Annotated in this window: 23 protein-coding genes; 10 read left to right on the forward strand and 13 right to left on the reverse strand. The window is 67.6% G+C overall.

Annotated features, from left to right (window positions below):
- The 3 genes from ACI6PP_RS18125 to ACI6PP_RS18135 form a co-directional block, all read right to left on the reverse strand.
- Positions 1 to 1,877, reverse strand: a 1,877-nt coding sequence (locus ACI6PP_RS18125) for a putative bifunctional diguanylate cyclase/phosphodiesterase (RefSeq protein ID WP_421113025.1), incomplete at its 3' end; no start/stop codon positions are given.
- A 44-nt stretch (positions 1,878 to 1,921) separates the two neighbouring features.
- Positions 1,922 to 2,458 carry a heme NO-binding domain-containing protein gene (locus tag ACI6PP_RS18130; RefSeq protein WP_421113026.1) on the reverse strand — a complete coding sequence of 179 codons (537 nt, stop codon included), beginning with the start codon at positions 2,456 to 2,458 and terminating at the stop codon, positions 1,922 to 1,924.
- A gap of 319 nt (positions 2,459 to 2,777) precedes the next feature.
- Positions 2,778 to 3,275 carry a MarR family winged helix-turn-helix transcriptional regulator gene (locus ACI6PP_RS18135; protein WP_421113027.1) on the reverse strand — a complete coding sequence of 166 codons (498 nt, stop codon included), beginning with the start codon at positions 3,273 to 3,275 and terminating at the stop codon, positions 2,778 to 2,780.
- Positions 3,276 to 3,386: 111 nt separating this feature from the next.
- Between ACI6PP_RS18135 and ACI6PP_RS18140 the strand changes: the two genes are divergently transcribed.
- Positions 3,387 to 3,866, forward strand: coding sequence for an NADP-dependent oxidoreductase (locus tag ACI6PP_RS18140; protein ID WP_421113028.1), 480 nt, complete (start codon positions 3,387 to 3,389; stop codon positions 3,864 to 3,866).
- Between the two features lie 316 nt (positions 3,867 to 4,182).
- On the opposite strand, the gene ACI6PP_RS18145 is transcribed toward ACI6PP_RS18140, so the two are convergent.
- From ACI6PP_RS18145 to ACI6PP_RS18170, 6 genes are all read right to left on the reverse strand, one after another.
- On the reverse strand, positions 4,183 to 4,353 hold the full coding sequence (locus ACI6PP_RS18145; RefSeq protein ID WP_421113047.1) for a DUF1059 domain-containing protein: 171 nt from the start codon (positions 4,351 to 4,353) through the stop codon (positions 4,183 to 4,185).
- 121 nt (positions 4,354 to 4,474) lie between these two features.
- Positions 4,475 to 5,029, reverse strand: a complete 555-nt coding sequence (locus ACI6PP_RS18150) for a hypothetical protein (protein WP_421113029.1) — start codon at positions 5,027 to 5,029, stop codon at positions 4,475 to 4,477.
- Between the two features lie 174 nt (positions 5,030 to 5,203).
- Positions 5,204 to 7,324, reverse strand: a complete 2,121-nt coding sequence (locus ACI6PP_RS18155; protein WP_421113030.1) for a putative bifunctional diguanylate cyclase/phosphodiesterase — start codon at positions 7,322 to 7,324, stop codon at positions 5,204 to 5,206.
- Positions 7,325 to 7,930: 606 nt separating this feature from the next.
- Positions 7,931 to 8,893 carry a hypothetical protein gene (locus tag ACI6PP_RS18160; RefSeq protein WP_421113031.1) on the reverse strand — a complete coding sequence of 321 codons (963 nt, stop codon included), beginning with the start codon at positions 8,891 to 8,893 and terminating at the stop codon, positions 7,931 to 7,933.
- An 811-nt stretch (positions 8,894 to 9,704) separates the two neighbouring features.
- Positions 9,705 to 10,346 (reverse strand): hypothetical protein, encoded by a 642-nt coding sequence (locus tag ACI6PP_RS18165; RefSeq protein WP_421113032.1) that lies wholly within the window; start codon positions 10,344 to 10,346, stop codon positions 9,705 to 9,707.
- Positions 10,343 to 11,257, reverse strand: coding sequence for a ParA family protein (locus tag ACI6PP_RS18170; RefSeq protein ID WP_421113033.1), 915 nt, complete (start codon positions 11,255 to 11,257; stop codon positions 10,343 to 10,345). The genes ACI6PP_RS18165 and ACI6PP_RS18170 overlap by 4 nt, the downstream gene beginning before the upstream one ends.
- A 1,358-nt stretch (positions 11,258 to 12,615) precedes the next feature.
- Between ACI6PP_RS18170 and ACI6PP_RS18175 the strand changes: the two genes are divergently transcribed.
- From ACI6PP_RS18175 to ACI6PP_RS18195, 5 genes are all read left to right on the forward strand, one after another.
- The gene (locus ACI6PP_RS18175; RefSeq protein WP_421113034.1) at positions 12,616 to 12,855 is read left to right on the forward strand and encodes a helix-turn-helix domain-containing protein; all 240 of its coding nucleotides are present in this window, start codon (positions 12,616 to 12,618) and stop codon (positions 12,853 to 12,855) included.
- A gap of 1,116 nt (positions 12,856 to 13,971) precedes the next feature.
- Complete coding sequence (locus ACI6PP_RS18180) at positions 13,972 to 15,021, forward strand: GGDEF domain-containing protein (protein ID WP_421113035.1); 1,050 nt, start codon at positions 13,972 to 13,974, stop codon at positions 15,019 to 15,021.
- A 113-nt stretch (positions 15,022 to 15,134) separates the two neighbouring features.
- The gene (locus ACI6PP_RS18185; protein WP_421113036.1) at positions 15,135 to 15,482 is read left to right on the forward strand and encodes a hypothetical protein; all 348 of its coding nucleotides are present in this window, start codon (positions 15,135 to 15,137) and stop codon (positions 15,480 to 15,482) included.
- Positions 15,483 to 15,801: 319 nt separating this feature from the next.
- Positions 15,802 to 16,002, forward strand: a complete 201-nt coding sequence (locus ACI6PP_RS18190; RefSeq protein WP_421113037.1) for a DUF1059 domain-containing protein — start codon at positions 15,802 to 15,804, stop codon at positions 16,000 to 16,002.
- A complete protein-coding gene (locus tag ACI6PP_RS18195) occupies positions 15,999 to 17,075 on the forward strand; it encodes an EAL domain-containing protein (RefSeq protein ID WP_421113038.1) in 1,077 nt (358 codons plus the stop codon). Before ACI6PP_RS18190 ends, ACI6PP_RS18195 begins: the two co-directional genes overlap by 4 nt.
- A 54-nt stretch (positions 17,076 to 17,129) precedes the next feature.
- Here the strand turns inward: ACI6PP_RS18195 and ACI6PP_RS18200 are convergent, their stop codons facing one another.
- From ACI6PP_RS18200 to ACI6PP_RS18210, 3 genes are all read right to left on the reverse strand, one after another.
- Positions 17,130 to 17,285 carry a hypothetical protein gene (locus ACI6PP_RS18200; protein WP_421113039.1) on the reverse strand — a complete coding sequence of 52 codons (156 nt, stop codon included), beginning with the start codon at positions 17,283 to 17,285 and terminating at the stop codon, positions 17,130 to 17,132.
- Between the two features lie 484 nt (positions 17,286 to 17,769).
- Complete coding sequence (locus tag ACI6PP_RS18205; protein WP_421113040.1) at positions 17,770 to 18,987, reverse strand: hypothetical protein; 1,218 nt, start codon at positions 18,985 to 18,987, stop codon at positions 17,770 to 17,772.
- A gap of 177 nt (positions 18,988 to 19,164) precedes the next feature.
- Positions 19,165 to 19,398, reverse strand: coding sequence for a hypothetical protein (locus ACI6PP_RS18210; protein WP_421113041.1), 234 nt, complete (start codon positions 19,396 to 19,398; stop codon positions 19,165 to 19,167).
- Between the two features lie 190 nt (positions 19,399 to 19,588).
- Here ACI6PP_RS18210 and ACI6PP_RS18215 point away from each other — a divergent pair, with 190 nt between their 5' ends.
- The 3 genes from ACI6PP_RS18215 (at position 19,589) to ACI6PP_RS18225 (ending at position 22,790) form a co-directional block, all read left to right on the forward strand.
- On the forward strand, positions 19,589 to 19,975 hold the full coding sequence (locus ACI6PP_RS18215; protein WP_421113042.1) for a hypothetical protein: 387 nt from the start codon (positions 19,589 to 19,591) through the stop codon (positions 19,973 to 19,975).
- 66 nt (positions 19,976 to 20,041) lie between these two features.
- Positions 20,042 to 21,196, forward strand: coding sequence for an ATP-binding protein (locus ACI6PP_RS18220; protein WP_421113043.1), 1,155 nt, complete (start codon positions 20,042 to 20,044; stop codon positions 21,194 to 21,196).
- A 514-nt stretch (positions 21,197 to 21,710) separates the two neighbouring features.
- The gene (locus ACI6PP_RS18225) at positions 21,711 to 22,790 is read left to right on the forward strand and encodes a GGDEF domain-containing protein (protein ID WP_421113044.1); all 1,080 of its coding nucleotides are present in this window, start codon (positions 21,711 to 21,713) and stop codon (positions 22,788 to 22,790) included.
- A gap of 185 nt (positions 22,791 to 22,975) precedes the next feature.
- Here the strand turns inward: ACI6PP_RS18225 and ACI6PP_RS18230 are convergent, their stop codons facing one another.
- Complete coding sequence (locus tag ACI6PP_RS18230) at positions 22,976 to 23,506, reverse strand: Dps family protein (RefSeq protein WP_421113045.1); 531 nt, start codon at positions 23,504 to 23,506, stop codon at positions 22,976 to 22,978.
- 520 nt (positions 23,507 to 24,026) lie between these two features.
- Between ACI6PP_RS18230 and ACI6PP_RS18235 the strand changes: the two genes are divergently transcribed.
- The coding region (locus ACI6PP_RS18235; RefSeq protein WP_421113046.1) for a DnaB-like helicase N-terminal domain-containing protein at positions 24,027 to 24,625 on the forward strand (599 nt) is incomplete at its 3' end.

The following is a 24,625-nucleotide window of genomic DNA, read 5'->3' on the forward strand; positions in this document are numbered from 1 at the left end:
TCGGCCGGTGCTGCGGGCAGGAAGAGGTATCCCTGTGCCTCGTCGCATCCCATGGCGTCGAGCATGTAGAGGGTCTCAACATCCTCGACGCCCTCGGCGACGACGCGCAGGTCGAGGTTGTGGGCGAGCTGGATGGTGGAACGGACGAGAACCCCGTCTCGGGCGTCGACGGTCATGGTCCCGACGAAGCCTCGGTCGATCTTCAGCTTGTTCACCGGCAGCTGCTTGAGCTGGGCCATGGAGGAGTAGCCGGTGCCAAAGTCGTCGATGGAGATGGTGATGCCCGCATCGCTGAGCGATCTCAACGATCGTTCGGCGACGGTGGGGTCCTGAAGCATGCTGGACTCGGTCACCTCGAGCTCGAGCAGACACGCCGGCACGCCCGCGACCTCGAGCAGGGCGATGACCTGCTGGGGAAAGTCCGGGTCGCGCAAGGAGCTCGCCGAGACGTTGACGGCGACCGGCAGGTGGAGCCCCTGGTCAGTCCACACCTTGAGCTGGTCGATCACGGTACGCAGGACGAGTGTGGTCAGGGGTCGGATCAATCCGGTGGACTCGGCCAGGGGAATGAACTCACCTGGTGACACGGTGCCGCGCTCGGGGTGGGTCCATCGGATCAGGGCCTCGGCCCCCAGCACCGTTGAGGGGGCCGCCACGTCGATCTTGGGCTGGTAGTGCACAGCCAGCTGGTCCCCGTCGAGTGCGCAGCGCAATGCGGCGGCCAATCCGAGGCGGTCCGAGCTGTGCTGGTCGCGCGCCGGCTCGTAGACGACGAGGCTGCCGCGGCCGGCCTTGGCCTCGTTCAGGGCGACACCCGCTTGGCGCATCAGGGTATCCGCGTCACCACCGACCGCAGGTGAGACCGCGAGCCCGATGCGCGCATCGACGTGCACCTGGACACCGGCGGTGAAGAACGGGACCGCCAGCGCGGACCGGGCCCGTCGGGCGACGTCTTCGACGTCGGCAGGGTCGGCACCGGTCAGGACGAGTCCGAACTCGTCACCGCCGAGCCTGGCGATGGTCTCACCCGCAGGCAGGCCATCAGAGAGCCGAGCTGCGACCGACCGCAGGAGCTCGTCACCTGGTGCATGGCCCAGCGTGTCGTTGACCTCCTTGAACCGGTCGAGGCCGAGGACGGCAACGGCGGTCGAGGACGGGACTGCGCTCTCCTGCCCCAGCCTCTGGCCCACCAGCTGAAGGAACCGGTGCCGGTTGGGCAATCCCGTGAGCGTGTCGTGGTTGGCCTCGAAGCGCAGTGACTGCTCGGTGGCGACGCGTTCCACGACGCGAGCCAGGTGCTCGCTGATCTGGGCCAGGATTCGCAGCAGCTGGGAGTCCGGCTCCACCACGTTCGTGGACAGGCACTCGAGCACGGCGGCGACCTGATCGTCGACCACGACGGGGAAGGCGACCGATCCGTGCAGGCCGGCGGTCCGAGCAGCCGCGACGCGTCGGTAGTCGGGGTCCTTGACGATGTCGCGGATCCAGGCCGGCTCGGCGCCCCGCAGGACCGCACCGATCAGACCGTCGCCGGGTCCGAACCGCAGGTGGGTGGACGCCGAAAGGAATGTGCCGTGGCGAGCACGGTCGCGACAGTAGCCGCCGGCGGCGACCTGCAGGGTCCCGTCGCCGGCGCCCTGGACCCATGCCTGGCCCACGGGCCAGTCCAGGTGGACGCACAGCTGCTCCAGCGCGGTGCTGAATGCCTGCTCGGTGGTGCGCGCGGCATTGGCGCCCGCAGCGACAGACTCGAGCAGAGCCAGCTCCTGCTGGCGGTCGTAGAGCTCTCGGGTGCTCCGCTCGGCGATCGCCTCGGCCTCACGGCGGGCGCGTCGCTCGCGCTCCAGCCTGCGCTGGACACGAGCCAGGGTGTCCACGAGGTCAGCGTCCGCCCGGGTGGGCAGGGTGTCCTCGCGGCGACTCATGGGTGCGACACCACCAGCAAGCAGTGGTCGTCATCTCGCTTCATGCAGCGGGGCTGGGTGATGACCAGGTCCTCACCGAAGTGGTCGCCGGCCCCGTAGAGCAGCCCCTCGGCGAACGAGCACATCTGCCGCGCGGACCGGTACTCCATGCCCAGGGCCGACGGGTCGGAGGTGTCGAAGGCGAACTGGGGGGTAGCGGCACCGGGGTACAGCTTGTGCACCTCGGGATGGATGACCTCGTTCAGGCCCATCGCGAACGAGCGAGTGCCGGAGTGGCGGGAGAAGAGCCCGGGGTAACGCTGGACGAAGATGGGCATGGCCTGCCGCCCGATCCATCGCACGATGTCGTCGGCGGGCGTCTCCAAGGCGGCCGATGCGGCCGCGACCAGACGACCCAGGTCTGCGTCGGGGTAGTCCCCCAGCGAGGTATACGCACCATCAACCCCCGCCTGATCGACCAGCGCGTCCCAGGTGTCCTCACCATGCTCGGCTGTCACGATGTCTTCGACGAGGTTGAAGATGATCCCTTTCACACCGTCATGATCGGCACCGGAGCTTCGGACCTGAGGGCCCACCGAAAACCCGTGTCGCACAGTCCGTGCGCCACGTGCCTCCGCTCCGCGCAAGCGGCTCCTACAGACGAAGGGGCTGGAAACGTGAAACAGATGTTGAGCGAGGCATAACCACAGCAGGAACCGCACGCGGGACCCGCTAACGGGCACCGGTCCCCCAATCGTCTCCGAGCGGCCCTCGACTTCCCATGGGAATTCCCTGGTGAACGGTGGCCGCTGTCCTGTTCCCGGTGGGTAGTTGTCGCCGGTTGGGTTTGCTTGAGGGAGCGGGTGGAGACGATCAGTGACGCTTGCGGGATACGGCCGAGCGCGGGGGTGCCGCGCGCATGTGGTCGCGCACCGGCGAGAGCAGGTCGGCCAGAACCTGCGTGTCCCGGCGCGACAGGGGTCCGAACAGCTGCTGGCGCACCATCTCGACGTGGCCGGGGATGACCTGCTCGACGATCGCCCGTCCGGCGTCGGTGATCGTGACCGTGACGCCGCGCTCGTCGTCGACGGACGGCGTACGCGAGACCAGGCCGGCCTTCTCGAGCAGTCCGGCCTGGTAGGTCAGGCCGCTGCGGCTGTACACGACGCCGTCGGCCAGGTCGGTCATCCGCTCGCTGCCGGTGGCCGAGTCCAGGCCGAGGCGGGCCAGCAGCTGGAACTGGACGTAGCTCAGGTCGCCGTCCTCGCGCAGCTGCTGCTCGACCGCGTGGCGCAGGAGTCCCGCGACCTCCATCAGCGCGAAGTACGCGCCCAGCTGCTCGTGGTCCAAGGACGGGGACGGGGTCGTCATGACGCCAGCCTACAAGTAGTGCGCATTCGAAGCACTTGCTTCGAGTTCGCAGCACTCCTAACGTCCCTTGTGCTTCGAATCCGCAGCATCGCCACGACAGAGGAGATCACCATGAAGGCCATCCGCTTCCACCAGTACGGCGACGCCGACGTCCTACGCCTCGAGGACGTCGACCCCCCGGTCCCCGGCCCCGGCCAGGTGCGCGTGCGCGCCGCCGGCACGACGTTCAACGGCGTCGACGGCAACATCCGCGCCGGGAACATGCAGGGCCCCATGCCACTGACGCTGCCCCACGTGCCCGGCGTGGACCTCTCCGGCACCGTGGACGCGCTCGGTGCCGGAGTCGAGGGTCTCCAGGTCGGCGACCGGGTGGTCGGGTTCCTGCCCTTCACCGGCGACGGCGCGTCGGCCGAGCATGTTCTCGCTTCGGCCGAGATCCTGGCCCCGGCACCCACCTCGATCCCGCTCGCCGACGCGGCCGCGCTCCCCGTGGTCGGACTCACCGCCTGGCAGGCCCTGTTCGAGCACGCCGACTTGCGGGCCGGGCAGCGGATCGCCGTCAACGGAGCGGGCGGAGCCGTCGGTGGGTAGCCGACGGTGTCGCCCTTGGTCAGCGTCTTCGCGACGGACGCGAGGTCGTCCCACGTCTTCGGGACGTCGGACTCCCCCTCCGTCCGCGGGAACAGGGTGCGGGGGGCGCCGGTTCTCCCTGGTGTGAGCACCTCGTCCGAGCACCGCACCGATCACCACTGCCACAATCGGTGGCGTTGATCTATCGTTCGGACGCCTGACCCGAACACCGCGTCTCGCCGCCCGTCGGCGATGGGTTGCAAGGCCAGCCGCACGAGCTCGGGATCGGCCAGCAGGGCGCCGACCGCGCCCTCCACGGTGAGTGACACGGTGGGCCTCAGGCCGGCACCATCGCCGCCTGCACCGCGGCGACGACCTCGGTCGGCACCTGGTGCATGTGGTGATCGACCCTGGCGTGGTCAGCGACCTGAGCCAGGATGTCGGACTCGGTTCCGGTGAAGGTGGCTGTGCACCCTGGCACGACGTCGCCGCATCGGAATGCCTTTATCTTCGCTTCTCCTCCTGCCGCGGCAGTCGCCGCGCATGTTCAGTCTGAGGAACAGTGCGGCCTTGCGTAATCAAAATGGAGGAATGGCTTGAGCTCTTGAGGATTGGCGACGGTGCGTCGATCAGTCGTCAGGACACGAGGAGGGTTCGAAGGTCATCGCGTAGTAGGTCTGCACGTCGATCTGCTTGACGGTGACGTCGGCCAGACGCTTCATGGTGCGTTCGGTGGCGGCGGCGAAGTCGTGGGCGTCGTTGTTGTAGGCGCAGATGTCGTAGCCCACGACGGCGCCCACTTGCTGGGCGCGGCTACACATGGCCGTCAGCATCCGGGTGAGGGCGGACGAGCGCTGGTAGTCGGGGTGGACCAGGGTGAATCCGAGGTACAAGATCGCGCCTCGCGCGTGGTGGTCGGGATAGCGGTGGGCGTAGAACGATGGTGAGATCCACGGCACGGAGGTCAGGTCGTCGGTCAGAGTGCTGATGGCGACCGCCCGGTCCCGATCGAAGGCGATGTACTTTTCCACCCCGGGGTCTTGCATCTCCGCGTCGAACTCTTCGGGGGTCAACAGGTGTCGTGCGGCAGCCCGCTCGGCTAGGTCGCCGAAAGCGGCCACGTAGAGCGAGTAGAAGGCGGCCAGGGCCGTCGTATCGACGGTGCGAACGACTCGAATGTCCACGTGGGCTCCTCCCCGAGCGGGTGGGCCAGGTGCCTGGCCGGGCCTCAAGACCCTACCGAGAGCGGGGCGTGATCGACGATTCCGACGCACCGGCCCAGCATTGAGGGTGGCAACCGGGACCGACGCTGGGTGCGCCAGAGGAACATGCGCCCACCTAGGTGGCTGGGCCGTGGGTTAGCCAGCGAGCTGGACGCCCGGGGCTGTCGGGGCGAGCGCCGCTCCGGGTGCAGGTCGGCCGAGCAAGAAGCCTTGAAGATAGTCACAACCCAGCATTTTGAGGTGTTCGGCCTGCTGGGTGGTCTCCACTCCCTCGCCGACCACCGCTGCGCCTGTCGCGTGGCTCATGGCGATCACCGCGGTCACGACGGCCTCGTTCGCCAGACCGTCTCCGTCACCGGAGATGAAGCTGCGGTCGATCTTGATGACCTCTGGCTGCAGCTCTCGGATGTGTGTCAGCGCTGCGTATCCGGTGCCGAAGTCGTCGAGCGCGACCTGTACACCGATCTCACGCAGGTCGTAGGCGATCTGCGCGGCGTCGGAGGTTCCGGCCAGGGCGATGGTTTCGGTCAGCTCGAGCCATATCAGACCGGGATCGAGGTTCAACTGGGCGAGGAGCTGGCGAACCGATGCCACGAATCGGCCGTCCTCGAGCTGCCGTGGCGACAGATTGATCGACATGATGAGCGGCCGGCCGGGGTGGGCTGCGAGCCGGTGGGCGAGCTCGGCCATCGACGTGCGCAGGATCCACTCCCCCAGCTCGCCCATGAGGTGTGATCGTTCGGCTGCCTCGATGACCTGGTTTGGGGGCACTGATCCCAGGACCGGGGAGTTCCATCGCAGGAGGGCTTCGAAGCCTCGGGTCTCGAGCGAGGTGGCGTCCACGATGGGCTGGTAGTACATGGACAGCTGATCGGTGCCCAGCGCGCTGCGCAACTCGTCGACCATCAGCGCCTGCGCGGCGAGGGCTTGGTCCATTTCGAGTGTGTAGATGGCCACACCGTCTCGGTGGGAGTTCTTGACCGCGTACATGGCGAGGTCGGCATGCCGCATGAGCGCCTCGGCGTCAGTGTCGGCATCGGCCTGCGCCACGCCGACCGAGACACTCAACTGCCGTCGTGTGGCGGCGTTGATCTGCAGGGGCGGGTCGAGTGCTGCCCGGAGTCGCCCTGCAGCATTCCAGGGGTCGTGGTTGGTCAGTACGAGGAACTCGTCGCCTCCGACGCGGCCCAGCACCTCCCCTGGCCTGAGCGCGGCGGCGAAGCGTTCGGCCACCTGTACGAGGACGCGGTCGCCGACGGTGTGGCCCCATCCGTCGTTGATGGGCTTGAAACCGTCAAGGTCGACGTACAACAGGTGCCAGGTGCCAGGGGTGTGGCTGAGGTGGTGGTCGATGAGTCGCAGCACGGTCCGCCGGTTGAGCAGGCCGGTCAATGAGTCGTGCTCGGCGGCGCGGCGGGTGATCTGCTCGGCGACTTTTAGTCGTTGGGCGGCCGCCGACAGGTGGCTGGCGGTCACCACCAGGCGGGCGAAGACGGCGGCGATCACGAGCCCCGACATGGCCACGCGAACCATCTGGTCCACGTGGCCTTCGGGGCGGTCCAGAGCGGGCAGTGCGACCGGGACCGCCAGGGCCGCGACGAGCAGCACGAAGCGCGCCCGCTCTGAGGACCACGACGATCTCTGCGACGGTGAGAGAAAGGCTTCGAGCGACGGGTGGAGGGCCATGGCGCCGAAGAACCCGAAGGACAGCAGATATCCGAGGGACCAGTACCGCTCGGGCACGGGGATGGACCAGCCGGCGTCGTACGCGGCGTAGGTCAGGTCGCCGCTCAGCAGCAAGAGCATGGCCGCCACCGTGAGCAGCGATGCGGCCATCAGCGCGGTTCGCCGGAACGCCAGTTGGACCAGCACGGCCAGCAGCAGCACGTCGGCTGCGACGTAGGCCGCTGACCGTAGTCCATCGAAGGTCGAACGTCCCGACATGGTGATGGCTGGCTCGACCAGGAGAACCCACGCCACGAGGCTGACGCTGAAAGTGACCGCGAGGACGTCGAGGACCACCGAGACCGGTGTGGTTGCCGACGTTCGCAGCATGCGTGCAAGGAAGATCAGCAACCCGAGATACCCGGCGAAGGTGAAAGCGTCTGCCAGTCCCGAGACGTTGCCCGAGCTCAGCGCGTCGCTGGGTCGCAGCACGATTCCGATCAGGAAGCAGGAACCGGCTCCGACGAACACCAGCAGGACGGGGCGTGTGATGGCCGTTGCGGTCATCATCCCGCGCGCGACCGCAGCCATGGACGCGATCCCGACAACGACGATCAAGACGCCGCCGATCGGGCCGGATGTGAAAGGCACTGCAGCTGTGCTTCCCAGGGCCACCGCGAGTACCGACCAGGCTGCCGATGGTCCATGTGACGGGACCGAGCTTTGGGCGTCCGCCGGGTGGGCGGCTGTGTGGCCGGTCATGTCCCCACCCCCTCCCTGCGCCGCTCGATGCGGCCGAGCGTGAATCTACTTCAAATACATGAGAGCGGTGGAGGATTTGAGCAGTACGGGTGCGTAGCGTTCACGTACCACTGGGGCACCTGCAGACGCAGCTCGCTTCGCGCGGGCCCCGATCGACTGACTGGACGGCGGTGCGGCAGCCTGGGTCGGTGGGTGGGCGTGAACGGCGCTCCGAAGTCCGCCTGTGGCCCGGGCCGACGCGGTTCAGAAGTGAGCGGTCGAACACGTCGTGCGAGCGTCCCGCCGTGAGGCCTCGGAGAAAGTTCACGGCGGGACGTGCCACCAGTCTCCACCAGGCGCTGCGTTGGGGGGACCAGATTGGTCTAGGTGTTGCGCGTGAACGACCGGTTGCGACTGGTCGGGGTGCCGTGGATGAGATGGGGTGGCGTTGGGATGTCAGTCAAGGGGGTCGTGCGGTCCGGTCTGGATCACTTGCTGGTTGGTGACGATCCAGGCGGTGCAGTACGTGGTGCTGGTATGGGACACGTTGCGATGGGAAGGGGTAAATGCGCTCCAGCTGGCCAAGACCAGCAAGGTGTCCGCCTGACGAACAGTCGGCGGCATGAGGTGGGGTGGTCCACGCAGGACGAGTCGGTCGCTGGAGTCGGTGGCCGCTACGCGCAAGAAGATGGAGAGGTCGTCGGCGTCGCGCCGTCGATTGTGGGTACGTGTGATTTGTTGGACCTGCCCGGTGACGGCGACAGGGTGATCAGGTATCGAGTGGTCACGGGCCTGTTGTAGCAGCAGGTGGTGCCGGCTTGGCGGGAAGTACAGATCGCCCCAACCCAGTTCGGTGCTCGGTTGACCGTGGCCGGGTTGCCACAGGGCGGCGAATTTCAGCATCTGCCGCGGTTGGTCGTCGAAGTGTCGGAGCAGGTCGAGGATGCGGTGCGCGTCGGTGATGGACGACCGGGCCGGTGCGTCGGAGCCAGGTTGACCTGTCGACGATGGGCCATCGGAATCCTCCGCGCCTTTGGACGGTGTCATCGCGCGGTCATCGACCCGGTGGTCAGTGGTGGGGACCACCGGTGCGAGTACCCAGGTCGCGGCAATGTCGATGCCGCGATGTCCCGCTGTGTGTTTCTCGTCGTTCGTCGACGCACTCGAAGGCCGCTGGTGTGGCAGGAAGGCGCAGGCGTCGTCATGGGGCGTGGAATCGTCGTCGACGCGTGGCCAGGTGGCGAAATGGGCCAGGACGCGGGTGCCGCCGGCACGAGTGTGGGAGCGGCGGGGCGCGACACGGGCGGTGCAGCCTCCGCACAGCCAAACTCGGTGCCGGTGCTCGGCGTCGGTGGTGTCGATCTGGTGCGGGTACAGCCGGCAGGTGGGGTCGGCGGCAGCGCGGGCGTAATCAATCACCGCCCGACTCCCCCGACGTCCGAGCCCCACATCGCGGTCAACCCGACGTCCGCCTTCGGCTCGGCCGCCGGCGATGGGTCCAGAGGCGGGTCGTCGAGGCGAAATCTGCGGTCATCGACGGGGTCGCGGCGACGTTGGTTATGGAGCGCGACGGCTTCCCGGCGTACCCAATTGTCGGGGCGTCCCGGTGGGACGGCGAGGTCGTGTGCGGCGATCAGTCGGTGGCTGCCGGTCGATGAGACGGGCTGAGGTGGTTGCTGGCCCGACCTTGCGGTGCCTGGCGAGGTTTTCGCGCCAGAGCCGGTGTGTGCCGCCATCGCCCACACATAGCAGGTTGCTATGGGTTACGAGAAGTGTGACCGCTCAATTTTCGGACAGGCCGCGGCCATCGGTGCCGGAGAGCGGTCTGTAGGGCTACCGCTGTTGGGGTCGAAGTGATGCGTGCATCTACCCGCTGGCGGCTTCTTCGAGGCCGCAGCGGGTTGCTTCCTGCCGCTGGGCCGCATGGGCGTCCGAGCGACGGCGCTGCGGGCGCCGTCGATATGGGCCGGCGGACACTGGGTGGACGCAAGTGACAGCACCACGCCAGTGCCAGGCCGGTGAAATCATCGGGTCCGATGCCTCGGTGGCTGGAATGCGGGTGCCAGGCCAAGTGGCGATCGCAGGTGGTCCAGGTGTTTTCCGCTTGAGCGTGACGATGGTGCGGGTCGCGGTGCGTGTACTCGAGCGTTGGCGGCATCCGGGGACGCTGTAGTGCTCGGCGGGAAGCCCTCCCCGCCCTGCGCAGCTGCGGTCGAAGAATCACATGCGCTCAGGCCAGGTGGTCCTTTAAGGAGGCGATAATCAGCTGGGTGCGAGTGGCGGCCCCCGTGGAGTCGACGAGTTCGTCCAGGACGGCCAGGGTGCCGGCGTCGAGACGGATCTCGGTGGCGACGCTTGCGGTGGCGGCACCACGCACCGCTGGTCGGGTAAACAGGGCACCAGCGCCGCTGGTGGGCCGCTGCTCGGCGGCGACGAGGTCACCGAGGGTTCCGGCAATGTGGGCGGCCTCGATAGCGTCCAGGACGACGTGCGCCTGGCTGGTGCCGTCCCGGCTGACCCGCTCGGTCAGTCCGCGTGCGAGGTCCTCGCCGAGCCGGAACGGCACTCGGCGGGTGCCGCCCGTGGTTTGGGAATTGGGCTGGGCCGCGCGCGCGGGTTGGGTCGCCTGTTCCCTGCGGGTCCGCCCCGGCGTCGAGGGGCGGGGGCTGGCGGCCCGGGCGGTCTGTGCCCGCGTGTCGGTGCTGGGTGTTGACTTCTCCGACATTTCCGATGTGGCGTCGGTGCGACTGGCGGTCGCCGATTCGCTCGGGTCGGTGTCGTCGGTGGGGTCGACGGCGGGCAGTGGCTGCCTCTTGGTAGCTGGTTTGGCCAGGATCCCCTCGAGGCTGCGGAACCTGGTGGACTCGCTCATGCCACTCCCCTGCTCTGGGTCTCCAGGTGGTCCAGTCGTTGCAACACCTGCTCGGTGACGGCGACGTAGTCTGCGGCCAGCGCCGGCGCCGATCCGGGCAGCCGTTGTGGGGCAGTGCCGTCGCGCAGGGACTTCCAGAACGGCTGAGCACCTTCGACCTTCTCCGCGAGCTCGTGGACCAGCAGGCCCTTCGCGCGGGTCTCGCGAGCGACGGCGTCGCTGGCGCGGATCGTGGCGTCGAAGAGCGGCGCGACAGTCCCCACGGTGGCGGCGATGTCGGCGGCGGCGTCGGCGCGGACCCGAGTGGCTGCGGTGGGGACGCCGGTGAGGACGACGCCCAGCAGGTCGAGCTGATGGACGTCGCTGCGCGCGTCGACGACGCGTTCGGCGATTCGTCCGATGGCGCGGATGGAGGAGGCGTCGGCTTTGGTGGGAATGAGGAGCCAGCGAGCGGCGCCCAGCGCGATGACCTGCAAGGTGACGTCGATGGGTGGGGTGTCGACGACGACGAGGTCGTATTGGCCGGCCAGGGGCGCCAGGCTGCGAGCGAGCAAGTCGGTGGTCGATGCACCACGCGACAACCGAGAGACCAGTGCGCCAGTGACGTCGGAGAGGTGCTCGCCTCCTGTGATGACGTCGAGGTTCGGGCGGACGTCGGTGAGGGTCGGTCGTAGCGCAGAGCCGGTGACCAGGGCTGCCGCGAGTTGTTCGCCGTGGTCGTCGGTGTTGTCGTCGAAATAGCCCAGATCGTCGGACAGATCACCTTGGGGGTCAAGGTCGACGAGCAGGGTGTGGTACCCAGCAGCTGCGGCAAGGCCGGCGAGGTTCGCCGACAGGCTCGTCTTCGTGACCCCTCCTTTGCCGTTGGCAACGCAGACGACGCGAGCGAGACGGTCGTAGTCGATGTCCATGTGGGGATCCTGGCGGGTGACCGCCCGTCGGTCCAGCAGGCGCGCCGGTCGATGCATCTGCTGTGTGGGCGGATGATCATCCCGCTGACATGTCGTGTGTCGAAGCTGTGTGGTCGACGTGTGTCAACACGGGCGTCAACGCCTGTGGCTAACCAGTTGAGTACACATCTGGACGACCACTGTTGCACCATTTGTTGCGCCACACGTTGCTCCGCTGGTGCCACCATGTGGTGCTTCATGCGTTGCACCATCCGCTACGCCGTATGGCCACACGTAGTCGCACCATGTGTCCTGCCATACGTGGTGTCATATGACTGTCATCGACGATCTCAGCCCACGCCCGTGGACGGGCGGACCGCCGACTCTCCACTGGTGGACCGGTTTCGATTCCGCGCGGCACTGTGCCGACCTCTCTCGACTGACACCCCGGTGGCCAACCGACAAGGTGTCCGCATTCTCAACGCTCGTTCATCGATTCAAGCGCAAGCTCTCCTGGGGGCCTTTCACAGCGGCGCCCGTCAAGGAGGAGCAACGACGGGCGGCTTGCTGGCCTGGACCCATGGTGTAGCGGTCTTGAGGCCGACACCAAGCGATAGGGGCTCGCCGGGCGTGTACAGGGCGGGCCAGGGGCCGGGGCGGTAGTCCTGCGCCCACTTTCGCTTGTCGGAATTCGCTCCATGTTTCGAGCAGTTACGTTCGCGAACTTCGCCATACCCTGTTTGCAGGGCTCTGGCTCGAGTTTCTCGCTCGAGTGGATGACACTCATGACACGGATGTGCGCCATGGACGCGCAGCGTGGTTACGTACCTACTGAGAGCCGCCCTGAGGACCCGAGACCTTCAGGGCGGTTTCCCCACGTTCGGAGCGGGTTGGTCGGGCCACCGGGCCGAGGTAGTGGCGCGACTGTGTCTGACCGTGCGCGAGTTCGTGCATCTGGGATAAGCCGAGGTGGGCGTCAGGCACGATCTCGATTAACGTCCCTGGTCAGTACATGTTGTCGGCCGGAGAGCAAGAACGTCACCTTGTGCACCGCAACGGCGGTCACGGGAGGGCCGTTCCCAGGGCTCCCCGTCGAAGCCCCAAGAACGGCGACTACGACGCGACACCGCCTATCGCCACAGGGCGGGCAGGGCGGCGCCGCGGTCTCGATCATCACCGCTTCGTCCTGCACCCAACACGTGGTCTTCCCTGCACGGGGCGGGGTGGTTCGAGTCGGTGACAACTCCGGGTCAAGGTTTGCTCAGGAATCCCTTCCTGACCAATCTGATTGGCGCTGGGGCGCGGCTTGACGGTGAGACTGGGCCGGTGGGTTCGGGCCCGCGCCGCTGATAGACCCTTCTGACGAACAGGACTGGCCCATGCCTCTCGCGACAAACGTCTCATTCCTGGCCACTGCGCCTCTGGTTGTCCCGGGGGCCATCACGGTCGCCGAGGCCGCAACGAGGCTGGGAATTTCGCCGCGCACGGTGCGTCGCTGGGTAGAGCGGGGGCGTCTGAGTGCGTCGACGTCTGGCGATGGCCGGATCTTGCTCAGCAGCGACGCGGTCGAAGACATGAGGGCGCGTGTCACGACTGACCCTGCATGCTTGTTGTGGTGACGGCCCCCAGCGAGCTGGTCCTGCGAACAGCAGCGGCCGTGGGGGAACTCGCGTATGAACGCCGCGCAGCCGCTGAACATCACGTATGCCCCTGTACGGTGCCGGCGGATACTTTCAGAGCGTGTGCGATATCTGTCATCGCTTGGCCATCTGCAAGTAGTTCATGACCTCCAGTCCGCGGGGTCCAAGCAGGCGCGAGTGTGTGACTCAGAGACTGCAGTGGGCCTGGTGTCGCAGTCGGGCACGGCGATGCCGACCAGTGCCCGGGCGTGCACCGCGGGCCCGAACCGGTCGTAGACGCGACGGGCGTGGGTGCGAGTTGTTGCCAGGATGAGCACAATTTCGGCGGCAATCTCAGAGCCGGTGGCCTCGGAGCACCGCAGCCGGAGGAGCTGCTGCCGTCGGTGCCTCGGCCCGTGGTTGAGGCTTTGCGAGAGTGTTTGGCACCGCTACTCCTGGGATCGGGGCGTTCGGTGTGCATGCGTGTGAGCGCCGCGGCGTGAGGGAACGGGCCGTTGATCGACGTGGAAGTTCGTGTTGGGCCGCGTCGAGTTGGCGTTGGGCGTCCTCTGGTTGGCTTGCCCGCCGGTGGGGAATCCGGTCACTGGAGCGAGTCCGCCGATCACGGCACTGGCTCGGCGCGCTGACACGCCCAACAGCTGGGCCAGCGGCGTCACGCTCAGTCCCGTGTGCCATCGCAGCTCGTGTGCGGAGGAGGGCTCGCTCATGAGCGCCAGGTCCATCCTCGGTGCCCGCCATGCGGCTGACAGTGCGACGAGACCGGCCTGTGTTGGTGTAGCGAAGCCGCTTCCGAGGGCGCCGACCGGGGAACCGGCAGGCCGGCCATAGCCGCGAACTGTAGGTGGGTGACCTCGGTGCGGGCGACGGCCTGGCGGAACCATCACAGGCTCTGCGTCACCCAAACCCCCCGACATCGCCCACCCCGGTCTTCACATGTATGCGCCGCGCGCGGCCGGCGGGGCTTGCTGTCGTCGGCAGACGTTCTGGTCGTGAGTTTGACCGTTCCGCTCAGTTCCACTCCGCATGGCCCGATCTAGTCATAACTAGGTAGATAGGCTGGTGCATGAGCGAGGCGTTGGGACGGCGATGATGGCGATGGCTTCTGTGAGCAGGACACGGGGGCGGGCGGTGCTGCCGTCCGTCAAACGCCCCCATCCAATAGCTGCGGATTCCGTTTCGGCGCTGCCGCCCCTGGATCTGCCGGCCGAATCATCGGTGTGGCACACCCGGGAGCGGGCGAACACCTACGGCGCCGCTGGGGTGGCGTTGTTCAGCGTGGTGGCGGTGCTGACCAGTTGGGAGACCGGTGAGGTCACCTCCACGGTCGTTGCGGGCGCGGCCGCCTGGGTGGTCATGAGCGCGGTGGTGTGGGCGGGGCTGCGTGACTCGCCGCCGCGCCGGATGTTGGTTTGGCCGGTGCTGTTGTCGCTGTCCATCTTGGGCTTGTCGCTGGTCTCACCGACCGCCGCCGCCTTGTTGGTCGGCGCCCAGACGTTGGGGTTCGTGTTTGCGGGGCAGACGAACCCGCCTGGCTGGTTCGTGGTGCTGCTGCCGATTGCGTGGGTCGCGGCGTGGCTGTCGTTCGGGCTGCCGGTGCGCGAGACGTTGATCCGGCTGTCGATTGCGACACTGATCTGGGCGGTCTGCGCTGAGATCCCCGCCCGGTTGTTGCGCAAGCTGCAGCACCTGGCGACCACCGACCCTCTGACTGGGTTGTCGAACCGGGCCGAGCTGAACCGCGCCATGGCCGAGCTCACTCGAGACTCTGCCGCCGGTGGCGTGGCACCGGCGCTGGTGCTGATCGATCTGGACCATTTCAAGGCCTACAACGACACCCATGGACATCTGGGCGGCGATGAGCTGCTGCGCGCCTTTGGTGACTGCATCAGGGCCAACACCCGCCGCAACGACCGGACCTACAGGTTCGGTGGTGAGGAGTTCCTGCTCGTGTTCGACCAGGTCGGTCAGCAGCAGGCCGCCGTGCTGGTGCAGCGGCTACGCACCGCCTGGGCTCGGCACCCGTCGGGCTCGACGTTCTCGGCCGGGATCGCTACCGCGTTGAGCCGCGCCGATGAGTGCCTGTATGAGGCCAAGGCCGCCGGGCGCAACACCACCGTCGTAGCCCGGGCCGAACAACCCGTCTGAACCTACGTGGAACTGACAGACACCGTGCTCATCTCGGTTCACGATCACAACCGGGGCTACCGGCGCGGCCGGTGATGTCCACTCATCATCACGGGGGAGTCATGCGATCAGTGGTGCACATCTTCGACGGCTACATCGTCACCCAAGGCCGCGTTCGGGGCCGCTGCTCCTGCGGGTTTCTGACCACACCGCAGAGCGCCCGACGAGCGGCCCGCCAGCAGCTGCAGCTCAGCCACGGGTTCACCGAGACGGTGTGCGACGCATGCGGACGCGGCGACTGGTCCCGCACCGGCGCAGGCGCGGGACTGCCAGCATCCCTGGTCGCGCGGGTCGACGCTGCCACCGGCGACGAACGGTTGCTCTGCGCCGAGAGCAGCGGTGGGTGCGACCTGACCACGCACCTGGGCCCCGAAGCCGCCCAACAGCTCGCCGACGCCATCGCGGACGCGACCCGGTCGTGATCCGACGCCGCTGCAGGCTCGCGCCATCAGGCCCCCTGACAGACAGTCGCCCAATTGATTGATCGCGGATCGCCGCCAGTCTCACCATCGGCACCGACCACCAATAGTGACGACGTCATCACGTGCGCCCTCGGCGCCGGCGGATGCCAGTTGAGCCGGACGACTCGGGCGCTGCCGGCCAGCCGCTAGACGTCGTTGGCGGATGGCCCCGGTCGCGGACACAGGGGCGCACCGGCCGCGCAGGTGTTGTCCTCAACAATGGGCTGGTCCTGCCGATCTGGCACACACAACGTGTTCAGGGTCAGGGAGGACCGACAGCATGAAGAAGTTTCGGTGCGGTGACGTGGTGCCCGGCTGCGCGGCTGAGTTCCGCGGCACCCGTGAGCAGATCTTCGATCAGGCCGCTATGCATGCCGCTGCTCACCACGGCGGCACCATCCCTATGTCTGGTGACACCGCCGTCCTGCTCGAGGCGGCCATCGAGGACGTCTTCGACGGCAACGAGGCGGTCGGGATGTGACAGACACCCCGGTGTCGCCCGGTGAAGCGGTCCAGCGGGTGCTGGCTGAGCCGGGCCTTTTAGCCATGGCGGTCCAGCCCATCGTCAACCTCGACACGGGCCTGACCGTCGGATACGAGGCGCTCACCAGGGTTCCCGCATCGTGGCGCGTTCGCCCGGACCAGTTGTTCGAGGCCGCTCGCGCCGCGGGACAGTCCGGTGCTCTGACCCAACGAGTTCTGCGCGCAACTTTCGCCTTGCTCGACGCGGTGCCGGTCGGGTCGTTCATGACCGTGAACGTCGACCCGGTGGACCTCGTCGACCCGGGAGTCATCGACATCTTCGCCCGACGAGGAAACCTGACCGGGCTAGTAGTTGAGGTTACCGAGCACCAGTGGCCACCAGAGCACGACCAGGTCACAGCCACCCTGTCTGCTGTCAAGGCCGCCGGCGGGATGATCGCCGCTGACGATGTCGGCGCCGCGCATGCTGGTGTGCAGCAGTTGCTGCGGGTCCGTCCGCAGATGGTCAAGATCGACCGCGAACTCATCCATCGCCTTGGCATCGACCCGGTTGCCGAGGCGCTGCTACGGGCGTTCGGCATTCTGTGTGACGCCTTGGACGCTTGGGTCATCGTCGAAGGTGTCGAGACCCAGACTCAACTCTCGGCTCTCTATCGTCTGGGTGTTCCCTTGGCGCAGGGGTTTCTCCTGGCGCGCCCCGGTCCGCCGTGGCCCACCGTCGACACTACGACCGTGCTGCTCGACCGACTCCCGGTCGATGACGATTTCGAGACCCAGATCGCCTCGACCCTCGCCGCCTTGGTCGACCCACTTCAGCCGGGGGAATACATTCGAGCTCAAGATGGTCGCTACAGGCTTGCAGGCGCCACCATCCCGTGCATCACGGCCGCCCCCTCCACACCGCTTGCGCGGGCCGCGTCGCACGCGATGAGCCGCGATGCCGCCCAGCGGTTCACGCCCCTGCTGATCACGTCGTCGTCCGGCGAAGCCATTGGAACGGTCTCCATGGAGAACCTGCTGCTGGCACTAGCGGCTACAGCCACACCTGGCACCGATCAGGCTGCGCTTTGACGCCCCCCACGATCACGCACCTCACTTGCAGCAGACTTCCCATGCGCAGTCCGATCAGTCGCCACCCCAGAAAATGCGAATGCGGGTGCGCTGCGCGACTTCGCATGCTTTCTCCACAGCCGGGCACTGGTCGATGCCCGGTCCGATGCGCACGATGTTGCGGGGTAACCGACGCAGCTTCTTGCGGGCGATGCCCTTGACGCCAGGCACGGGTTGACCTGTGGTCGATGCGTGCTTGGCCCGCGGGGGCCGGCCCGAGTGCAGTGAGAGGTCGCCCGCGGGCCTGCGTCAGGAGACCGCTTGATGCAACGGAGATGGACGAACCGTTTGCTTTGAACCCGGCGAGGCTATGGCGATCTGGCCTCCTGGCGGGGCCCTCAGGGTGCCTCGAGGCCGGGACGATTAGGAGAAACCTGTGAACGGCGAACCGTCGGCGACTCAGGACCTCAGGCCAAAGTGACGCGGTATCGACAGCGGTGCCTTCACGAATAGCCACAACTTTCTCACCGTATGCGCGCGACCCTTGTCGGCGGGGACACCCCCGCACGACAGGCCCAGATCGCTGATCCACTTCGGCTACATCGTCGCCGAGCCAGGCCACCATTTGAGCAATCCGGTTCGCTGGCTCCGGCCAGCTGGTCTCAAGCAGGACTTCTGTTTCGACAACGTCGCCCAATCGCGCGGCCCGTCCGAGTCACCACCTGCCCACGGCTGTCGGGTGGCACCGTCCACACCGTGCGGTGCGTCCGTCGGCGAGGTCGACGTGCCTGGTGCGTTCATCGCAGTGGCCGCACCAGGGCCGGCGGGTGGGGGAGTGGTCGACCATGTCGAGCTCGGCTAGGACGTGGGTGCGGGGGTGGTCGTCTTGCGGGTCGACGCCGCGCAGGTAGCCGGCGAGGACGACTGCGGGGCGGGTGGTGATGCGGTCGGCGGTGAAGGCCGGCTGCTGGCGGGCCCGGTCGGTTGCGGCGATGTGCGCGAGCACGTCGGTGGCGGTCCAGGGGAGTGCGCCGCGGACGAAGCGTCTGAGTGTGGGTGTGATCCGTTTGGGGCTCTCGTGGGTCAGGAATGGCACCCGGACGACGAGTTCGGCCGCCAGAGCCGTGGCTGCGGCTTCGCAGAGCCGGTTCTGCAGCCAGTCCAGGTCCGGGATGCCGTCGAGCGTCTGCGTTTGGTGCCGTCGCGCCGAAGGTGCGGCCGGTTTTCCACTCGCACCGCGAGGGAGACCATAGGTGTCTGCAGGGTTTTTGGCTGACTGCGCCCTACCACTGGTAGGGGTGACAGTATCCACAGACCCGGTGTTTCCGGGCCAGGCGGCCAGGCCCAGCCAGGCCGGGACCGTCAGGGCTGACTCGTTGGCCATGCCTCGCTGGGGAGACCCCTGGTAGCGGGCCTGGAAGCACTCCGCCGCACTGAGCATGCGGCCGTGGACGACGTCGACGACCAGACCGAGATCCCTGGCGGCCGCCCTGCAGCGCTGGACGGTGCGGGTGGACACCTCGAGCAGCGAGGCGACGGTGTCGGGGCGCACGATGCACCGCCGGCCGGTGGACAGCTCGGCGTACAGCGACTCCGCGCGGGCCCAGGCCCGGAACGACTCGATCGACACACCGTGCTCGACCAGCACCTGCCGGCGCTCGGTCGCGGCGAGGAGGACGACGATGTTCAGCCAGTGCCAGCGCGAGCGCCAGGTCGGCAGCGTGCCGTAGGCGCGCTCAGGTGCGCAGCTGGTACGCACCGACACCACGCCGGGGTGCCGGCGGGGGAGGACCCGTCGATTGCGTTCACCGTGGCGAAGGAAGATGTGCCCGGTGCCCGGAGGGCACTCACGTAAGCCGACGACATACGTGACGCGCCGCAAAGAACGGTCCGGGCCGCGGGCGGTACTGGTGATGCCGGCGTCCAACGACACGCCGAACTCGCGGCCCGTTTTCGGGGTCGCCAAAATGATTTGGGGTATGGTGAGTCCCAAGCAACGGCCGCGCCCTCGGGTGCGGACTCTGAAACTCTCGACCTGGTCCCGCCAAGAACTGCGGTCGGAGTTTTGGGAATGAGGCCCGTCCCGTCAGGGGCGGGCCTTGCTTTGTCTCTAGGCGCTCTGCTGCAGTGGCAGCTCCCTCTGGTCGCTGTTGCGGGTACCGACGGGAGCCAGGTGGCCCAAGTCGTGGTGCTCGGCCAGGACCTTGGCGATGTAATCGCCGAGGTTTAGACCCATGGCGTCCGCCTGGGCGCGGACGGCGTCCCCGACCGGTCGTGCCGGTCGGGTGAAGAACGCGTCGCGCTCGCCCTTGGAGGGGCGGCCCGGTCCCGTCGTCTTGGTCATGAGGACGATCAAACCGCATACCGTTTGCTGAAAAGGCTTCGCGCGGGGCGTGTCGCGGATTTCTTTTGCAGCAAACACTGCTCAGTGGACTGCGGTCAGCGCCGTCACGCGCGACACGCTCACGCCACGCCGTGCGCGTGCATCGTTTTTGCACACCCGGCGCACTATCGTGGGGCATATCCTGCTGGAGGTGGCCATGTCCGTTCACGTTGAGGTCCGACCCGACGCGCTCAAGCATGCCCACCGGCTGTCGATGACGATCTCTGATGCCGACTTGGTGGCGGTGCTGGCTGACAAGCTGGGGCCCAAGGTGGTCGCCGACATCGTGCAGAAGGACCGTTCCTGCATCTCGCGGTGGCGTGCTGGCGCGAAGGTCCCCACCGGGACCTCGCAGACATTGCGTCTGGTGCTGCAGATCTTCTCGATGCTCGAGGTGGCCGAGTCCGAGGACACCGTGCGCGCCTGGTTCTTGGGCATGAATCCCGAGCTTGACTTCGCTGCGCCCGCCGAGGTGGTCCGAATCGGCAAGCACCGCGACGTGATGGAAGCCGCGCGATCTTTCCTCGACGCTGCGTAACGGGTCCTCCGCCATCCGATACTTCCCGATACTCTGGGCAAGTATCTACAGGTATCGGAGGTAGTGATGCGCAGCCCGTTCACCCCGGGTGAGTTGCCTTCGGTGCTCGCCGGCCGGGACCAGGAGTTGGAGCGTCTGCGCCGCGACCTTGGTCAGGTGGCGACCTTCGGTCGCCTGGCGGGGCGCCCGTCGTTGTTCTCGGCGCCTCGCGGCATCGGCAAGACCTCGCTGCTGCGGACCATTCAACGTGAGGCTGAGCAGGTCGGTTTTGTCACGGCGTGGGTGAGTGCCCGCGAAGACCAGCCGTTGGTCCCGGAGTTGGCGCGGGCCGTCGCCGCTGGCGTGGTCCGCGCCGGGCTTGGTGCGGGGGAGGGGCTGCAGCGGTGGCGTGACCGCCTGGCCAGTTTCAAGGTCGAGTTGGGTGTGCCGGGGGTCAGGGTCGGTGCTGAGTTCCACGCATCAGGTGGGAGCGGTCCGGTCGACGTGACGCTGGAGGCCCTGGTGTCAGACTCGTCGCGGCTGGCGCGTGACCAAGGTCGGGCTGGCCTGGTAGTGCTGATTGACGAGCTGCAGGCGGCGGCCTCGGCTGATCTGCGCACGTTCGCCTACGCCGTTCAGCACCTACAGGGCGAGTCCAGGGATGCACCTGCGGCCTGGCTGGGTGCTGGGCTCCCCGCGTTGCCTGAGCGATTGATGGAGGCGGCGACGTTCGCCGAGCGGTTTGACTACCGCACGTTGGCTCGCCTGACGCCGACAGGCACCCGCGACGCCTTGGAGGCGCCGGCCACCGCCGTAGGGGTAAGGTGGCAATCTGACGCCTTGGACCGCGCGGTGCGCGCAGCTGCCGGGTACCCGTTCATGGTCCAAGTCTTGGGTGATGAGACGTGGACGGCCTCGAATGGTGCGGACGGTGGGATTCTGACCGTCGGTCATGTCGAGCGTGCTGAGGTGTCGGCGATCGAGCGGATGCAGCCGATGTTTCGTGGTCGGTGGGCCAAGGCCACCGCGGCTGAGCGCCGGTTCTTGGCGGCGATGGCGAGCGTCTCCGAACCGGTGCAGCGGTCGGCCATCGCCGACCGACTCGGGCAGGGGACTCGCGGGGTCAGCGCAGCACGCTCGTCGTTGATCGACAAGGGGTTGATCGAGCCGTCTGGTCACGGTCGTCTGTCGTTCACCACCCCGGGGTTCGCGGAGTTCGTGCTCGCGCAACCGGAGTCGTGAAGAGAGTTCTGAGCTCGACGGTCGGGGTGCGGGGGCGTGAGTCATTCTCGAGGCGCGTGCTCGCACGACCCGATGGCCGGGATCCGCAACCTCCCGGGTGCACCCCGCACCACCGGCGGCGCAGGAAGCCGCTCGTTCTCCCACGGCCATGGCATGCCGACCCTCCCGAAGCCCGGTGCATCAGATCCGTTGGGCTGCACAGCACCGGATTTCAGTGATGCCGGGGCCTCACAACTTGGCGGGGTGCCGCGTCGCAGGTGCGTTGGCAACGCACTGGGCTGAACTTTGTCTCAGGTTTGCCGTGGAGCTTCCGATGAGATGGCGGTAGAGGTTCGCACCATCCGCCCCGATCCCGTTGGAAGGCTCACATGCGCGGTGTGTCCAGGCGGCATCCAGGGGTGAGGCCACTTCAGGGTCCGCGCCGTGCCGAGGTCGGTCTGCGACGGGCAGGGGCCTCGGTTCAGTGTGCGCAGCACCGGGGGCTGTGGCGACCGATCGCGAGGGTGATCGGGTCATGAGCGCGGAACGTCTTCGTCGGGTCGCCGACCTGGACCTGGGGCGGTCGGCCGACGACGGTGAGGGGGTTGACTGGGCTGGGGAGGACGACCAGGACGACCGCGTTGGACGCGACGCGGACAACCGTGCCAACGCCGCAGGAGCCGCCGGGGTCAGCATCTTCGCGGTGGTGGCCGTCGTGGTCAGCGCGGCGGTGGGCGAGCTGACGGTCTCCATCGCGCTGGGTGCGCTGGCGTGGATCGTGGCGACCGGAGGTCTGTGGATCATGATCATCAGCACCCGACCTGCGGTGTTGCTGCTGTGGCCCGTACTTCTCAGCGCCAGCGTGTGGGGGTTGACGGCAGTCTCGCCCGTGGCCGCCTCGCTGTTGGTGACCGCCCAGACACTGGGTTTCGTGTTCATAGGACAGACCAACCCCCCCGGCCGGTTCGTCGTCCTGCTTCCACTGGCCTGGGCCACCGCATTCTTTGCCTACAACCTGCCGCTGCACGAGACGGTGATCCGGTTGACGATCGCCACCATCATCTGGGCGGCGTGCGCCGAGCTGCCTGCCCGTTTGGTGGCACGCCTGCACCGCTTGGCCAACACTGACCCGCTGACCGGTCTGGCCAACCGCGCACAGATGTATCAGGTGCTGGCCGCGTTCGATCGGAGGACCCTGACAGGTCGACCGGCACCGGCGCTGGTCCTGCTCGACCTGGACCACTTCAAGCTCTACAACGACACCGAAGGTCATCTCGCTGGCGACGAGCTCTTGGTGAGCTTCGGCCGCTGCGTGACGACGACTCTGCGCTCCACCGACCTCGCTTACCGTTTCGGGGGCGAGGAGTTCCTTCTCGTGCTTGATCACACCGATTTGAGGAGCGCGGTGACGGTCGTCGAGCGGCTGCGCCGCAACTGGGCGCAGGTATTGCCGTGCACCTTCTCTGCCGGTGTCGCGACCTCGCTACGCCGCGCCGACGAGTGCCTGTACACCGCCAAGGCCGGCGGGCGCGACCGAACCACGATGGACGGTGAAGTGCGAGGCCAGGAGCAGCTCAGCGGTGTCATGCCCCACCCGAGACGCTCAAGGGCGTGACCAGGGTCGCTTCCGTCGCAAGTCGTCGGAGGCGTGGGCTTCTGGCGCTGGCTTGTAGACGGAGCCGCGACGGCTGGGTCGACGCCGCTCCCAGGACAACTTGCATCCATTGAGGGGGCGACGGAGGAGGGCGCACCGCGACCGAGCCGGCACTCGATCTCGTCCCGGCCGCGGTGCTTGTTGCGTCACTGGTGGACGGGGCGGGGGATGCTGCTGTTGGCAATTCGGTTCTCGGCGTCGATCATCCAAGCGAGCTGCTCCAGGCGCTCCAGGAAGCCGTGCAGCAGGTCGGCGGTGGTGGGGTCCTCGGCGTCCACGTCGTCGTGGACGCGGCGGGCGGTCCCGGCGACGGTGTAGATCGCCTGGGTGATGAGGTCGACGGTGTCGGCCGTGTCGACCTCATCGGCGGGGAACGTAGGCAGTCCCGAACGGTGGGCGACCGTGGCAGCGCGCGCATCGGGGGTCACGTAGAGCGCGCGCATGCGCTCGGCCAGGTCGTCGGAGAAGCCACGCGCGGCGTCGACGACTTCGTCGAGCTGCAGGTGCAGGTCGCGGAAGTTCTTGCCGACCACGTTCCAGTGCGCCTGCTTGCCCTGGATGTGCAGGTCGACCAGCTCGACCAGCACCTGCTGAAGATGTCCGGCCAACGCCGGCGAAGCCTTGAAGGGCGGGTGAGCCTCGTGGGTCTTGCTGCGGTCGTCGCGAACCTGGGTCATGACTCTCCTCGGGTTTGCCGGCGGCATCGCGGCCGCCGGTGCAATTGTCTGGACTGATTCCAGACTAGGGATCTGCGGAGGCCCCGCAAGCGTGGCGAGGCTTGCCTGGGTGGGTCTGGTTCGGGCGACTCCAGTTACCGGCAGAACGCCATGTGACTGTGGCGGCTTCGACGTTGCAGCCCGCAGCTGGGTCTGCCAGTGAGCAGCCGACACAGGACGACGCTTGCGGGTGCTGTCCGTTGGCCGCGACGTGAGGTTGAGCGTAGGTGATCGCGTATGGGGCGTTGTATGTCGCGGCTGTCAGTGCTGCCGGCCGCTGCAAGAGGCAGGGTGCGGCGGGCAAGTCCGGGTGGTGTCGCCACACCAGAGGTGGGCGCGGGGGCGGAAGGCATCGGGCCCGGTGCAGCGCGGCGTCCCCGGCCGAACGGTCCTTCTACCTAGTCTGAGGAGACCTTCGACCTTGGCGGGACCGAATGACTGCTGCCTGCAATGCCCCCACGCACCTCACCGGTGGCGTGCGATGACCCCCACCTCACCTGAGCCGCTGTCCCTGCAGCTGGTGGGGGAGGAGGGCCACCACATCAGTCCGCTCGACCGCACGCCGCCGCAGGACAACGGCGCGGAGCAGTCGGTGCTGGGGGCGATGCTGCTGTCCAAGGACGCCATCGCCGACGTCGTCGAGCAGGTCAAGGGCGGCGACTTCTACCGTCCGGCGCACGAGACGATCTACGACGCGATCCTCGACATGTACTCCCGCGGCGAGCCGGCCGACGCCGTCACGATCTCGGCCGAGCTTCAGCGCGCCGGTGAGCTGGCGCGCATCGGCGGGGCCCCGTACCTGCACACGCTGGTCTCGCAGGTCCCGATCGCGGCCAACGCGGGCTACTACGCGCACATCGTGCGCGAGAAGGCGATCCTGCGGCGGCTGATCGACGCGGGCACCAAGATCGCCCAGATGGGTTTTGCCGGCGAGGGCCAGATCGACGACGTCGTCGACGCCGCCCAGTCCGAGGTCTTCGCGGTCACCGAGGCCCGCACCTCTGAGGACTACGCGCCGCTGTCGGACATCATGGAGGCCACCTTCGACGAGCTCGAGGCGATCGGCGCCCGTGACGGGCA

Origin of the sequence: Solicola agrisoli, assembly GCF_049059935.1 — a bacterium.
In the GTDB taxonomy this organism is placed as follows: Bacteria; Actinomycetota; Actinomycetes; order Propionibacteriales; family Nocardioidaceae; genus JAURVT01.

Bases quoted from the DNA above. Each gene is read 5' to 3' on its own strand.
- ACI6PP_RS18135 (WP_421113027.1), bottom strand. From the start codon at position 3,275: ATGACGACCCCGTCCCCGTCCTTGGACCACGAGCAGCTGGGCGCGTAC.
- ACI6PP_RS18140 (WP_421113028.1), top strand. From the start codon at position 3,387: ATGAAGGCCATCCGCTTCCACCAGTACGGCGACGCCGACGTCCTACGC.
- ACI6PP_RS18155 (WP_421113030.1), bottom strand. From the start codon at position 7,324: ATGGCTGCGGTCGCGCGCGGGATGATGACCGCAACGGCCATCACACGC.
- ACI6PP_RS18165 (WP_421113032.1), bottom strand. From the start codon at position 10,346: ATGAGCGAGTCCACCAGGTTCCGCAGCCTCGAGGGGATCCTGGCCAAA.
- ACI6PP_RS18170 (WP_421113033.1), bottom strand. From the start codon at position 11,257: ATGGACATCGACTACGACCGTCTCGCTCGCGTCGTCTGCGTTGCCAAC.
- ACI6PP_RS18175 (WP_421113034.1), top strand. From the start codon at position 12,616: ATGCCTCTCGCGACAAACGTCTCATTCCTGGCCACTGCGCCTCTGGTT.
- ACI6PP_RS18180 (WP_421113035.1), top strand. From the start codon at position 13,972: ATGGCTTCTGTGAGCAGGACACGGGGGCGGGCGGTGCTGCCGTCCGTC.
- ACI6PP_RS18190 (WP_421113037.1), top strand. From the start codon at position 15,802: ATGAAGAAGTTTCGGTGCGGTGACGTGGTGCCCGGCTGCGCGGCTGAG.
- ACI6PP_RS18210 (WP_421113041.1), bottom strand. From the start codon at position 19,398: ATGACCAAGACGACGGGACCGGGCCGCCCCTCCAAGGGCGAGCGCGAC.
- ACI6PP_RS18220 (WP_421113043.1), top strand. From the start codon at position 20,042: ATGCGCAGCCCGTTCACCCCGGGTGAGTTGCCTTCGGTGCTCGCCGGC.
- ACI6PP_RS18225 (WP_421113044.1), top strand. From the start codon at position 21,711: ATGAGCGCGGAACGTCTTCGTCGGGTCGCCGACCTGGACCTGGGGCGG.
- ACI6PP_RS18230 (WP_421113045.1), bottom strand. From the start codon at position 23,506: ATGACCCAGGTTCGCGACGACCGCAGCAAGACCCACGAGGCTCACCCG.